The organism is Marinomonas sp. ATLA20 (genome assembly GCF_057180105.1).
On the sequence record NZ_JBXUKU010000023.1, the window covers coordinates 1 to 13,466 of the forward strand.

Here is a 13,466-nt window from a genome sequence, read left to right on the forward strand (position 1 = left end):
AATCGAAGGCAGGAATGCGCCTTAAGGAGTTAAGGTCTGGGGTGTGTAATTTGTTTTTGGAGAGAAAAAAACGAGGCCTAGTCGGCCTCGCTTGGTGAAGCAATCAAAGATGAGATATCCGGCATCTCATAATGCGGTTCCGCTTAAGTGAACAGCATTAAGCTTGATGGCTGCTTTTTTTGTTTTTGTCGCTGTTCCTCATCATCGCTTGTATCTGCTCTATAATAAATTCATTAATAGTTGTTTTTTCTTCTTCAAATCAGTTGCCGCTTTTTGCCGTTATAAATTTTTAATTATTTAACTTGTTGAAAAATAAAGATAATATTTTTTGGCATTATAATTGCTTTATATGTTTCGTATAGGCGAATAATATTTTTCTTTGAGGGTAGAATGGCTATTTCTTTTGCAAGCGCATTTGCTGGACATGACAAAACGCTAGAGTTTCGCAGCGCGCGAGCGGCTGTCCTTGCGAATAATATTGCCAATGCGGATACCCCAAACTACAAGGCGAGAGATATTTCGTTTGATTCGCTTTTAGATAATGAAAGAAAAAAAATGCAGCTTGCTGGAACGAACTCTCGCCATATTTCTGGTGAGGGATTTTCCGGAGAGCCTGAAGGGTTGTTATATCGTAATGCGAACCAGCCATCTTTGGATGGTAATACGGTTGATATGCAAAGAGAACAAGCTGAGTACGCTCAGAACTCCTTGCAGTTTGATACGAGCTTTATGTTTTTGGATCGAAAAATTAACGGCATGAAAAAAGCGCTTACTGGGAATTAATTACGATGTCTTTGAGTAATATTTTTACTATCTCTGGGTCTGCAATGAGTGCTCAAACCATTCGTTTGAACACGATTGCGAGCAATATGGCGAACGTAGACAGTGCAGCAAGCTCAGCGGATCAGACTTATCGTGCTCGAAAGCCAGTATTCTCACAAATGATGAATGACAGCATGAGTGAATATGGTTGGAATAATGCGAACAAAGACGACACAGGTTCTGGTGTTGGCGTAAAAGTGGATGGCATTGTGGAATCTGATGCGCCTTTACAGCCTAGATATGAACCAGAACACCCAATGGCAAATGAAGAGGGTTACGTGTTTTATCCAAACGTAAACCCGATGGAAGAGATGGCCGATATGATGTCAGCGTCTCGTTCTTTTCAGACAAACGTAGAGATTATGAATTCAGCCAAAAGTATGATGCAGAAAATGCTCACGCTTGGGCAGTCATAGGAGCTGACAGATGGCAAACATATCTGACACCAAAGGTTTAGGCGGTCTGATTTCCCAATATGGGACGGAGGCGGCTAAGACAAAAGCAGGCATTGAAAAGCCTGAGGTTCCAAAAGATGAAGCAGCACTCGCTGACCAAAATGTCTTTCTGAAACTGTATATTGAACAGCTAAAGGGTCAAGACCCGACTGCGCCGCAAGACACTAATGATATGGTGGCGCAAATGTCTCAGTTTAGCTCTTTGGAACGGCTGACTAGCATCTCTGATCAGCTAGAGAATATGGCGTCGTCACTGACTTCCAATCAGGCGCTTAGTGCTTCTACCTTGGTAGGTAAGTCTATCTTGATGGATGGTAGTAAAGCGAAAATAACGGATGGCTTAGAGTCCGTGCAAATAAGAACTGATATTCCTGAAAACTCTCAAGTCGCTTCACTTAGAATATTTGATGCTGATAACCGTCTTGTGCGTACTGCTACGTTGAATTCGGGTGATTTCAAATGGGATAAGCTAGATGATGACGGAAATGTTTTGCCGCCTGGCGAATATCGTTTTGCCGCCTCTTCAACAAATGATAAAGGTGAAGTGTCAGCAATGAATACACGGCTTCCAACGCGAATTCAAGGTGTCACTATTAATGGGGAAAATGGAACTGTTTTGAATGTGGAAAACCACGGCAAAATCAAACTTACGAATGAATTAGAAATATTAGGGTGATTGGAGAATATTATGGGATTCAATACTGCACTATCTGGCATTAAAGCGTCTGCCGATTATTTAAGTGTTACCGGTAATAATATTGCCAACGCCGATACAACAGGCTTTAAAAAGTCTCGTATTGAATTTGATGACCTCTACAACACCAGTGTATTGGGTGCTGGCAGCGGGAACAGTATTGGTTCTGGTGTAAGTGTAAGTAGTGTTTCCCAAGAGTTTTCAGCTGGGAATATTTCTTATACAGATAACAACCTAGACCTTGCTGTTGATGGCAGTGGTTTTTTTGTTGTAGATGCTGGAGTTTCAAATGCTTTTACTAGGGCTGGTAACTTTAAGCTTGATGAAAATGGTTTTTTGGTCACTAATGGTGGAAACAACGTGCAGGGTTTTAATGCGGTTGATGGCGTAGTCGGTGGCAATTTAGATGATTTGAAAATTCCAACTGATCGTATTCCTCCTGAGCCTACTACTTCAATGAGTTTGAAAGTAAATTTGGACTCAAAGAACGAGGACGTTCCGCCTTTTATAAAGGCCGTATTTGATCCGAATGATCCAGATACTTACAACTTCACTCAAACTCAAGGTGTGCTTGATGGGAATGGCCAGTCACATATAGTGACTTATTATTACGCTAAAGGTGAATTGCCCAATACCTATAAGGTACATGCTACTGTTGATGGTAATTTAACTGATGATACTGGGGCGCCCTTTCTTGGAGAGACTTACGCCACTTTTAATACTGCTGAAGGTGGTATGGATTACAATGGTGATGGTGTAGAGGAGGAGCCATTCTCGCTTCTTTATGTTGGGGCTAATGTGCCTAATTCCGTTGATGTGGCGACAGGTATTAAGACTCCGTTAGCGGTGAGTGGAACATTGGGAGGGGCCGCTATCACGGCGACGCTGACGCCAGAGGAAATGAGAAATTCAAGTATTGTTTCTCGTGAGGCTTTTGACCCTCTTAATCCTGAAAGTTATTCATTTGGTAATACTCGAACGACTTATGACTCTTTAGGTGAGCCGCATACTTTAGGATATTATTTTATTAAGCAGGGCGAAAATAATACCTATGAACTTCGTGTCACAATGGATGGTGAGGAAAGCTTTGTCGATCCAATGACTGGCGATGATGCTAAATATTTAGAAAAAAACACATCGGTAACTTTTGATGCCGCAGGTAATTTGATGGGTGTGTACAGGGGGATACCACCACTTGGGAATGAACAACCAGTTCCTTTGGAGGTTAGGGGGATAGACCCGACTAATCGTCAGCGTATTACGCAGCTTGACTTGAGTGGATCGACGCAGTTTGCTTTAGCTAATACAGATACTTTTGATCAAAATGGCTTCTCTGCTGGCGAGTTACAAGGTGTGTCATTTGATAGTGATGGTTTGTTGATTGCTAACTATACCAATCAACAAACGGCAACACTTGGCCAGTTAGCTTTGGCAACATTTGATAGTACCGACGGTTTGATGCCGTCCGGTCATACGATGTGGGTCGCTACGAAGACTTCGGGACCAGCAGATATTGGCAGACCTAACACCGCAACTCTAGGTAAAATTGCAGGCGGTGCTTTAGAAGAATCTAATGTTGATTTGACCGCTGAACTTGTTGCACTTATTGAGGCGCAGCGTAATTACCAAGCAAACAGTAAAACATTAGAAACAGAAAACACTGTTACTCAGACGATAATTAACCTTCGCTAATTTTCTGGAGAGAGAAGATTTTATGCCGGAACAGTCTTGCTGTTTCGGCTTTTTTTTGTTTTTTTATTGTTTTTATAACTTGGTACGATTTTTGATAGTAGTTATCTAAGTGATGTGGATTCTTCTGGGAGAATTGAAGTGGATAAGGCCTTATATTTAGCAATGAGTGGTGGTGTACAAACCATGAATGCTCAAACAATACACGCTAACAATCTGGCAAACGTCAGTACAACCGGTTTTCGTTCTGACTTCGAGCAAGCTCGCTCTATGCAGGTATATGGTGATTATCACCCTAGCCGTGTCTATGCAATGACGGAGAATCCAGCGACACGTTATACCCAAGGTGACATGATACAGACTGGTAGAAACCTAGATGTTGCTGTTGCTGGAGAAGGTTTTATTGCTGTTTATGATGAAAGCGGCCAAGAGGCTTACACTCGAGCAGGCGACTTTCAAATTAATGCCGCAGGGCAATTGGTAACAGGGCGAGGTTTGCCTGTTGCGGGTGTGGCTGGGCCTATTTTCTTGCCACCTGCTGATAGTATTAATATTACGGCGGATGGATCGATTTCTATTGTTCCACAAGGTGGCGCTAATAACGAAGTGGCGGCGCTTAACCAGATTAAATTAGTGAATCCTGATAAGCAAAATTTACGCAAAGAAGAAGATGGCTTGATTCATACTCGTGATGGCCAAGCAATAGATGCTGATCCTAATGTGCAACTGGTTAGCGGCTTCATTGAAGGCAGCAACGTGAATGCGGTTGAAGAGATGACGCATATTATGAATTTGGCGCGTCGCTTCGAAATGAATGTGAAAATGATGGATTCCATTCGAGACAACGCAGATTCTTCTGCTCGTATTTTACAGCGTACGTCTTAATAACGATCTGAGATTACGACAAAAATAACGTAAAGAATAACAGAATTAAATAAGAGGCTTTTATGAATTCAGCATTATGGGTTAGTAAAACCGGTTTAAGCGCGATGGATAAACAATTAAACGTCGTAGCCAACAACTTGGCAAACGTTTCGACAACTGCGTTTAAGAAAGACAGAGCGGTATTTGAAGATCTCATGTATAAAACAGTACGTGCCCCTGGTGGTTTGAGCGCTCAAAATGCTGAATTACCATCCGGTTTGCAGTTGGGTACTGGTGTTAAAGTGGGGGCAACCCAAAAAGATTTTTCTAATGGCGACTACAATATGACGGATAGACAGCTTGATGTTGCTATTCAGGGTAAAGGTTTCTTACAGGTTTTGCAGCCTGACGGCACTATTGCTTATACACGCGATGGTAGTCTTCAGCTTAATAGTCAGGGGCAGCTTGTTACTTCTGGAGGCTTGGTTGTTGAGCCTGGTATCCAAATTGATCCAGGTGCTATCGAAATTATGATTGCAGAAGACGGCATAGTATCAGTTAGACAAAGTGGTGATGCTGACGCACAGCAAGTTGGTGCTATAAATATCGCAGGTTTTGTTAATCCAACCGGATTGAATTCTGCAGGGCAAAATATTTTCACTGAAACAAATGCTAGTGGCCCGCCAATAGTTGGCGTTCCTGGCACTGATTCGTTGGGGACTATTGCTCAAGGAATGCTTGAGGCGTCTAATGTTAATTCTATTGAAGAACTTGTAAATATGATTACGACACAGCGAGCTTATGAAATGAACTCAAAAGTTATCGCATCCGCTGATGGGATGATGAGTTTTGCAATACAGCAGTTATAATAACGTGTGGAATATGATGAAGATTAAATTTTCGCTCTTGGTTTTGTTTAGTGCTTGTTTACCCGGTTGCCTCACTTGGGATGTTAACGAGCAAGCGGTTGCTAATGCAGCTGCGGCAGGAGTAGCTGCTGCTGCAACGGATGCGATTATTGATGCTGTTGCTGACAATGAATCGCCTCCAGAGGAAACGCCAGAAGAGCCTTCATCAGATGTTCCTCGCAAAGGATATGTACCTGATCCTAATGATCCTCTGAATGGTCCGGATATTGCTCAATCTATTCAGTCGGATGATCCTTATTATGCGCCAGTGTACCCTAATGGTATGAGTCCTTCGCAAGCGCCGACAGGCGGTATTTATCAGACGAGTATGGGGGATGTTTTTTTTGGTGACCAGAAAGCCAGCAAAGTTGGTGATATTTTAACGATCAACTTGAATGAGACGACAACATCGACCAAGGCTAATGCGGCGACGGTGTCCAAGTCCTCTTCTGCCACTATTGAAAACCCGACAGTATTAGGGCAAGAGCTAAAGGTTGATACAACACTTCCTCAACAAGGCACAGACTTTTCTGGTAATGCCTCTGCAAACCAAAATAACAGTTTAAGCGGTACGATTTCTGTCACTGTTTTTAGAGCTTACCCTAACGGGTTGCTGGCAGTGCGTGGTGAAAAATGGCTGCGGTTGAATCAGGGCGATGAATATATACGATTTTCTGGTGTCGTACGCAAACAAGATATTTCGCCAAATAATACCGTAGAATCTGAGCGCGTTGCTGATGCGAGAATTACGTATTCTGGTACTGGCGATGTAGCAGCAGGAAGTGAGCAAGGTTGGGTAAGTCGCTTACTTAACACCAGTAACATGCCTTATTAATTTAATGATCTAATGGCTGAGAGGTTCATTCCTCTCAATAGGTGATGTGATGAAGCACATAGCGCTAATTATCTTATATTGTTTATCTTTTTCTGTTCAGGCTGAACGCTTGAAGGACATTGCTAGTGTTCAGGGCGTCCGAGAAAACCAATTGTTTGGTTATGGCTTGGTGATTGGTCTTAACGGAACGGGCGACAGCACCGCTTTTACTAACCAAAGTTTTGCCAGCATGTTGTCTCGTTTTGGTGTGACCTTGCCAGAAGGGGTCAATGCCACGTCCAAAAACGTTGCCGCTGTCTCTTTGACGGCTACTTTGCCGGCGTTTTCTAAGCCAGGTCAAAAAATTGATGTAACTGTCTCGTCGATTGGTAACGCGAGCGCTTTGCGTGGCGGTACGCTGCTTTTATCTACATTGAAAGGTGCCGATGGTGCTGTGTATGCGATAGCTCAAGGTAACTTGGTAGTTGGTGGTTTAGGATCAAATGGAGCGGATGGGTCACGAACGACAAGCAACGTCCCTACAGTTGGTCGTATACCAAATGGCGCCAGTGTCGAGCGTATGGTCCCTAGTAGTTTTAATACTGGAGACACCTTAACGTTTAATCTAAATCGTCCAGATTTCACGACAGCAAAGCAAGTGACAGACAAGATTAATAGCCTCTTAGGTCCTGGAGTCGCGACGACGCTTGATGCGACTTCTATTCGAGTGTCTGCGCCAAGGGACTCCAGTCAACGTGTTACCTACTTATCGATTCTTGAAAACCTGGAAGTTGAAGTGGCTGAAGAGCGTGCGCGCATCGTGGTAAATTCTCGCACAGGAACCATTATTATTGGTCAGCACGTCAAAGTATCCCCTGCTGCAATAACCCACGGTAGCTTGACGGTGACTATCAAAGAAGTGCCGCCAGTTGTAGGGCAGGATGGCACTGTAACAGGTGGGCAGACGATAGTATCGCCTCGTGAAGGTATTGAGATCGCACCAAATAGCGGCCATATGTTTGTCTTTGATCCAGGCGCTTCGCTTAATGATATTGTTCGTGCCGTTAATCAGGTCGGTGCGGCTCCTGGTGATGTTATGGCTATATTGGAAGGCTTAAAGCAAGCTGGTGCGATTAACGCTGACTTAGTTGTTATATAGGTGTTTTGATGAACTCAATCCCGCCAAAGCAAGATTTTTTTGCCGACTTTTCTACGCTAACTGATTTAAAGACTAAGGCGCAAAAAGACCCTGATGCCGCATTAAAAGACGTTGCTCAGCAGTTTGAATCAATCTTTATAAATATGCTATTGAAAAACATGCGTAGCACCAATGAGGCGATTGGTAGTGGTTTGTTTTCCAGTGCGCAAACCAAGCAATATCAAGAGATGATGGATTCCCAGATGTCTCAAAGTATGGCGCAGTCCGGTGGCATAGGCTTATCGGAAGCGCTTATCCGTCAATACCAAACTCAACAGCAAGGTCGGATTAGTTCGCTTGAAGCGAAAGAACGGGGAGATACTGATTTTCTCAACCAAGTTGCTAAACAAGATTTGGTGCGAATTCAAGCTTTGGCTCATCGTGCTTCTACTGAGTTTATTCAATCGGTTCAGCAGGAGGCTAAGCAACAGACCCCAAATATTACCGAGACTGAAATGGCCGCAGCACCTTCGGCCCTTTCTGTGGTGTTTGGGTCTCCGGATGAATTTGTTGAGAATCTATGGCCCCATGCTAAGCAGGCAGCGGAAAAACTTGGTGTTAACCCCAAAGCAATATTGGCTCAGGCGGCATTAGAAACGGGTTGGGGAAAGTATCCTATTGCCAAAGAAGACGGCGCGGCTAGCTTTAATCTATTTGGTATTAAAGCGGACAATCGTTGGCAAGGTGATCGTGCCGTAGTGAATACATTAGAATTCCGTGATGGGGTGGCAAAGCGAGAAAAAGCGGCGTTTCGGGCTTATGATTCCTTCTCGCAAAGCTTTGATGATTATGCGAACTTTCTATCTTCGAGCGAGCGGTATAAAGATGCCTTGAAGACTGGAGATGACGCGTCAATGTTTGCCGCTTCTTTGCAAAAAGGCGGTTATGCAACAGACCCTAAATATTCTGAAAAAATCGATAGCATCCTTTCTAGTCAATGGTTTCAAGGATTGTAATAATAAAACCACTCAATTCTCAGCTTTGGTAAAGTTTTTGCATCAATAGCCGATAGAGCTAAAGAAGAGCTCAGAGTTATTTTTTGAAAACGTACTAGGGGTGTGGGCTATGGGCTCAAATTTATATTCAATTGGTTTGTCTGGACTACTGTCTAGTAATGCCCGTATTAATACGACTGGGCAAAATACGGCCAATGTGGATACCGAGGGCTATAGTCGCCAAAGAACTGATACCGTTAGTTCACCTGTAGGCGGTGTGGTTCTTCGTGATACTTCACGCCTTGTTGATAATTTTGTTAGTGCGCAGGTGCGATCTGATACTTCCGATTTCTCTTATTATGATACTTATCATTCTTTGATGGCTATGTCTGATAATTTGTTGGCTGAAGATAGTATTTCTCTTTCAGGTTATTTGGATAAAGCTTTTAGCTCATTACAAGCAGCAAATAATGACCCTACCTCATCATCGTTAAGACAGCTTGCACATTCTAGTTTGAATAACTTGGTGGGGCAGTATAAAGCGCTATCTAATATGGCAAGTGGTCAAGAGAATCTGGTTGATCAACAGCTGACAACATCTTTAGCTGACATAAACTCTATCACTACTAGAATTTCTAATCTGAACAGCAAAATACTCAGAGAAGAGGGGTTATCAAGTTCTCCGGCAAATGAGTTACGAGATCAGCAGGAGCTGCTAGCAAAAGATCTTTCTAAATATTTGGATGTCAATGCACAGTTTAATGGCAATGGATTAATGACGATTCAGCTAGCCAATGGTCAACCATTAGTGATGGATCAAACTCCAACAGAATTGAAGGTGGTTCCTAATCAATTAAACCCAAAGAAGATTGACTTAGTTGTCAGTTTTGGAGATTACGATGTCGCTTTGAAAAGCGATCGTCTTGGTGGTAGTGTTGGTGGCTTAGTGGATTTTCGCTCCGAGTTTAGTGAATATGCAGATCGTACTCTAGGCCAGAACGCTATTGCCATATCTGATGCTATGAATACGCAGAATGCCAAAGGTCTTGATATGAATGGAGATTTTGGCAAAGACTTGTTCTCTTTGGAAAATATTAGTGTTTATTCTAGCGCTGATAATACTCATAAATTATCTGATTTTTCCGTTAGAATATCTGCAGGTGAAGCATCTAAAATCACGACAGATACTTATGAACTTACCAGAACAGACGACAATCGATTTGTGATAAAAAAATATGACTTAAACGGCAATGCAGCTGGTGAGTCTACAATATTTGACCCTTCTAATATGACTCCAGATAGTGATGGTTATTATAAAATTAAAGAGTTGGGTTTAGATATTCGGGTGAAAGATTTTAATATTATCGATCACGATGACGTATTTAGTTTTACCCCTACAGCAGGGGCGGCAGCGGGTTTAAATTTAAAAATTAAAAGTGGTGATGATATTGCCTTGAGTGCGCCTGTAGGTGTATCTACGAGCTCGGATAATTTATCCGATGCCCGAATATCTTTATCTTCGGTTACAAATACTAAGTCAGCTAATTCTGCGTTTGCACCTGATGGCTTCCTGTATCCTAGCGCCCCTCATTCAATTTATTTTACATCACCTAATTCCTACGTTGTTCGTGATGCTTCTGGAATGGAGGTTGCCTCTGTGAATAATGTTTTTGAGTATACGGATTTGCTTGAGAAAGCTGGGTTATCTCAAGATGCAGGGTTTGATGTGTCTGTATCGTCTAAACCGCAGTCAGGCGATGAATTTTCCATTAGTACAGATGAGATTGGCCCATCTGACAACTTCAATGGATTGGCGTTAGTTGATTTACAAAATCAGTCGTTAGTAGAAGGAAAAGCGAGTTTAGTAAAAGCATTTTCGGGTTTTATTTCCTATGTAGGAGCGAAAACAGCTGAGGTGGCAGGTCATGCAGAATCTAGTGAAGTGATTATGAATGACAGTGTTAATCGTCGCGACAGATTGTCGGCGGTGAGTCTTGATGAGGAGGCGGTGAATCTTATGAAATATCAACAATCTTATTCCGCATCAGCGCAGGTCGTTACTGCCGCTCGTACGACGTTTGAAACTTTACTAGGGATTATGAGGTAAGTTTATGCGAGTGACGAATAATTTAATTTATGGTCAGTCGAGCAGGGCGATCGGTCAAGCAAATGAAAAAATTCTTGGTGCTCAAGAAAAAATTTCGGCACAAACTGATATTGTTAGACCGAGTGATAACCCTGTGGGAGCTAGTCAAATATTGATGTATGAAGGTAATAATAATCGCCTAAAAATCTTTGATGAATCTATGAAAATGGCGACAAGTCATCTTGAGTATCAAGAAGTAGCATTAGATAGTTTGAATGATTCTATGGATGATGCCCATTCTCTTCTTATTCAGGCTCAAAATGATGCTAATACTCAAGCTGATATCGATGCAATTGTTCAAGAAGTCGCTTTGATTACAGAATCCATGGCAGAGTTGATGAATTCTAAAAGTGCTGATGGGAACTATATCTTTGCAGGAACTGATACTCAGGGACCACCATTTATTTTGGATGGTCATGGTCGTTATCAATGGGCAGGCAATGAAGGGCAAAAATATGCCCAAATATCTGAGGATATGAAAATACCTGTTACTGATTCTGGGAAAAAGCTTTTTCAAGATATTTGGACGAATCGGACTTTCTCAGCACAAGCTTTAACAGGTGATGTTGTGCTTACTACTAAAGTGGAAAATCAAGGTGATTTTAATCAGTTTATGGCTGATAACTATGACCCTAAAGATCCTGCTTCTAATGCTTTTTTTCTAATAACTGCTCCAATTGTTGCTGAGGGTGAAACAGTGCCCCAAGTAGACTCTATCAATTTAGGTTCTGATACAAAAGGAGATCAAGAAAGGCGCAGAGCATTTGATGGTACTCCTGGTTCATATAGTATCACCAACAATTTAGGTGAGGTGGTGGCTTCCGGTTCGTATACAGTAGGTAAGTCAATAAATTTTGGCGGTATGTCACTTCTGATTAGAGGTCAGCCAGGAGCCACTGCTGGTATTAGTTTAGATAAACCAAGACGTGATAATGTTTTGAATGAAATTAATGATACCTTGGTGGTATTAAGTGATCGAAATTCATCCAAGGAAGAGCGTGAAAATGCATTTTCTGACGCCACTGTAAGTATCAATAATACTCAACGAAAAGTGAGTGAAGGTCGTTCATCGGTTGGTGCTCGTTTGAATATTCTCCGAGATAAGGAGAACTTTAGTTTAGCAAATCAATTATCGAATGCCGTTTCTCAAGATCGGGTTGGTGGATTAGATATAGCTGCTGCAGCGACAGAGTTGTCTATGAAAGAGTCTGCGCTTGATGCTTCGCAAAAGGTGTTTTCTCGTATGAGTAATCTTTCTCTGTTTAATAAGATGTAAGGCCTGAGATATAGGGTAAAAGATGTCAGTATTTAAAATCGAGTCTTGTTTTGGAGTTGATATTAATGTGGGGTATTTCGATATTGATGAAATACTAGATACCCTAGACATTAAAGATAAGGTCGTAGGCAGTAAGCGAATTCAAAGCCTGATAAAAATGCATGATAGAAAAGATCGAATTGTTAGTATTGCCATGCGACAGTTAACGTTCGATGTGCTGCACCTCACATTAGACTCTGAGTATTTGCCCTACGATCCATATTTTTCTGATAGCAAATTATTGAATAGTCGACGTGAGCGTTTATATGATGCCCAAGAACGATTTCTCTATTTATGTATGTCTATTGCCAGTGGCCGTTCAGTAAAAAGTCTAAAAAAACTCAATCCCGATTTAAGTACCAAAGAGTTACGCAGTAAGAATAATAGGGGGCAGAGTTTATTTCGCTATTTTAGGCAAGAGTTAAATGAACATACGAGGGAGTATATTCTTAGCTATAAAGCGCGTATGGAGAGTAATAGTGATCTAAATATAGGTAGTGCACCGAGTAGAGCTAATGAAGGTGTTGAAGCTGATTCATTTTTGAATAAAGAGGTAGAGGTCAAAAAGTCTCCTATTGAGAGTAAGGTTAATGTAACTTCATTTGAGTCAGAGACTATGACAGCACTCAAACTGTTTCAAGATGGGCATATTTTGTTGTCTACTCAGATGGAGCGCTTTAAGCGCGGTGAGAATTTAGAGATACAAGAGCTAACCAAGTTTTGTTGTCGACTTATTGAATCCCATGCACGTAATAATTTTTCTTTGATGGCAATACGTCATATAAAAGACGCGTCTACTTATTTAGAGCAACACGCAATGGGTATGGCTGTGCTTGGAATTCATTTTGCTAAAGCAATGAGACTGTCAAATGCTTATGTAGAAGCAATTACCCTTGGTGCCTTACTTTTTGATCTAGGGCGCTTTCGTTTACCAATGGCCATGGTAACAAAGACTACGAAAATGACTGATGGTGAATTTGATTTATTTCGCAAGCATATTAAGTTTGGAGAGCAGATTTTGCAAAAATGCGATGGCGTGCCCAAAGCTGTTTATCAAATGCTGTCTGATCATCATGAAAAAATAGATGGATCTGGCTACCCTGCGGGTAAGCAGGATCAGGAAATTTCAGTTTATGGAAAGATTGCTGCAATTATTGATGCCTATGATGCTATGACATCTGAACAGCCACATAAGCCTTCTATGAGACCAATTAAAGCACGTCAACAAATGAGTAAAGAGTCTGGCTTGGCATTTGATAAGCAGCTACTGACAGTTTTTTTAAAAAGTATTGGCAGCATTCCTGTTGGCTCTTGTGTGTTGTTGTCGAATGGGCGTGTTGGATTTGTTTTGACACTTAATAAAGCTTTTCAACCTTCTTTGATTCGTCAGGTTTATAGTGCTACGAATAAGGCATTTGTTGAAGTTTCTGATATAGAATTAAATAAATCTGCTAATTTAAGAATAGAGGTGAGAATAGAAAAAGAGGTAGATCCTCAAACATTTGGTTTGCAGTTTATTAATCATATTTCATAATGTTCACCGTTCACCGTTCACCGTTCACCGTTCACCGTTCACCGTTCACCGTTCACCGTTCACCGTTCACCGTTCACCGTTCACCGTTCACC

Annotated in this window: 12 protein-coding genes; all 12 read left to right on the top strand. The window is 41.7% G+C overall.

Annotation, left to right across the window (positions count from 1 at the left end):
- The first annotated feature begins 390 nt into the window (after positions 1 to 390).
- The 12 genes from flgB to AC2A4J_RS20145 all read left to right on the top strand — a co-directional run bounded on the left by flgB (position 391) and on the right by AC2A4J_RS20145 (position 13,374).
- Positions 391 to 783 (top strand): flagellar basal body rod protein FlgB, encoded by a 393-nt coding sequence (gene flgB, locus AC2A4J_RS20090; RefSeq protein ID WP_484177274.1) that lies wholly within the window; start codon positions 391 to 393, stop codon positions 781 to 783.
- Positions 784 to 788: 5 nt separating this feature from the next.
- On the top strand, positions 789 to 1,238 hold the full coding sequence (gene flgC, locus AC2A4J_RS20095) for a flagellar basal body rod protein FlgC (RefSeq protein WP_484177275.1): 450 nt from the start codon (positions 789 to 791) through the stop codon (positions 1,236 to 1,238).
- Positions 1,239 to 1,248: 10 nt separating this feature from the next.
- A complete protein-coding gene (locus AC2A4J_RS20100) occupies positions 1,249 to 1,953 on the top strand; it encodes a flagellar hook assembly protein FlgD (protein ID WP_484177276.1) in 705 nt (234 codons plus the stop codon).
- A gap of 12 nt (positions 1,954 to 1,965) precedes the next feature.
- The gene (locus tag AC2A4J_RS20105; RefSeq protein ID WP_484177277.1) at positions 1,966 to 3,663 is read left to right on the top strand and encodes a flagellar hook-basal body complex protein; all 1,698 of its coding nucleotides are present in this window, start codon (positions 1,966 to 1,968) and stop codon (positions 3,661 to 3,663) included.
- A gap of 138 nt (positions 3,664 to 3,801) precedes the next feature.
- Complete coding sequence (gene flgF, locus AC2A4J_RS20110) at positions 3,802 to 4,545, top strand: flagellar basal-body rod protein FlgF (protein ID WP_484177278.1); 744 nt, start codon at positions 3,802 to 3,804, stop codon at positions 4,543 to 4,545.
- Between the two features lie 62 nt (positions 4,546 to 4,607).
- Positions 4,608 to 5,393 carry a flagellar basal-body rod protein FlgG gene (gene flgG / locus AC2A4J_RS20115; RefSeq protein ID WP_484177279.1) on the top strand — a complete coding sequence of 262 codons (786 nt, stop codon included), beginning with the start codon at positions 4,608 to 4,610 and terminating at the stop codon, positions 5,391 to 5,393.
- 13 nt (positions 5,394 to 5,406) lie between these two features.
- A complete protein-coding gene (locus AC2A4J_RS20120; RefSeq protein WP_484177280.1) occupies positions 5,407 to 6,267 on the top strand; it encodes a flagellar basal body L-ring protein FlgH in 861 nt (286 codons plus the stop codon).
- A gap of 49 nt (positions 6,268 to 6,316) precedes the next feature.
- Positions 6,317 to 7,405 (top strand): flagellar basal body P-ring protein FlgI, encoded by a 1,089-nt coding sequence (locus AC2A4J_RS20125; protein WP_484177281.1) that lies wholly within the window; start codon positions 6,317 to 6,319, stop codon positions 7,403 to 7,405.
- 8 nt (positions 7,406 to 7,413) lie between these two features.
- A complete protein-coding gene (gene flgJ / locus AC2A4J_RS20130) occupies positions 7,414 to 8,400 on the top strand; it encodes a flagellar assembly peptidoglycan hydrolase FlgJ (protein ID WP_484177282.1) in 987 nt (328 codons plus the stop codon).
- A gap of 109 nt (positions 8,401 to 8,509) precedes the next feature.
- Entirely contained in the window at positions 8,510 to 10,486 is a 1,977-nt protein-coding gene (gene flgK, locus AC2A4J_RS20135) for a flagellar hook-associated protein FlgK (protein WP_484177283.1), read from the top strand.
- 4 nt (positions 10,487 to 10,490) lie between these two features.
- Positions 10,491 to 11,801: a flagellar hook-associated protein FlgL gene (gene flgL / locus AC2A4J_RS20140; protein WP_484177284.1), complete on the top strand. Its 1,311-nt coding sequence runs from the start codon at positions 10,491 to 10,493 to the stop codon at positions 11,799 to 11,801.
- 22 nt (positions 11,802 to 11,823) lie between these two features.
- A complete protein-coding gene (locus AC2A4J_RS20145) occupies positions 11,824 to 13,374 on the top strand; it encodes an HD-GYP domain-containing protein (RefSeq protein ID WP_484177285.1) in 1,551 nt (516 codons plus the stop codon).
- The last annotated feature ends 92 nt before the right edge of the window (positions 13,375 to 13,466 follow it).

Bases quoted from the DNA above. Each gene is read 5' to 3' on its own strand.
- flgG (WP_484177279.1), top strand. From the start codon at position 4,608: ATGAATTCAGCATTATGGGTTAGTAAAACCGGTTTAAGCGCGATGGAT.
- AC2A4J_RS20145 (WP_484177285.1), top strand. From the start codon at position 11,824: ATGTCAGTATTTAAAATCGAGTCTTGTTTTGGAGTTGATATTAATGTG.
- AC2A4J_RS20120 (WP_484177280.1), top strand. From the start codon at position 5,407: ATGATGAAGATTAAATTTTCGCTCTTGGTTTTGTTTAGTGCTTGTTTA.
- flgB (WP_484177274.1), top strand. From the start codon at position 391: ATGGCTATTTCTTTTGCAAGCGCATTTGCTGGACATGACAAAACGCTA.
- flgC (WP_484177275.1), top strand. From the start codon at position 789: ATGTCTTTGAGTAATATTTTTACTATCTCTGGGTCTGCAATGAGTGCT.
- flgL (WP_484177284.1), top strand. From the start codon at position 10,491: ATGCGAGTGACGAATAATTTAATTTATGGTCAGTCGAGCAGGGCGATC.
- AC2A4J_RS20105 (WP_484177277.1), top strand. From the start codon at position 1,966: ATGGGATTCAATACTGCACTATCTGGCATTAAAGCGTCTGCCGATTAT.
- AC2A4J_RS20100 (WP_484177276.1), top strand. From the start codon at position 1,249: ATGGCAAACATATCTGACACCAAAGGTTTAGGCGGTCTGATTTCCCAA.
- flgK (WP_484177283.1), top strand. From the start codon at position 8,510: ATGGGCTCAAATTTATATTCAATTGGTTTGTCTGGACTACTGTCTAGT.
- flgJ (WP_484177282.1), top strand. From the start codon at position 7,414: ATGAACTCAATCCCGCCAAAGCAAGATTTTTTTGCCGACTTTTCTACG.
- AC2A4J_RS20125 (WP_484177281.1), top strand. From the start codon at position 6,317: ATGAAGCACATAGCGCTAATTATCTTATATTGTTTATCTTTTTCTGTT.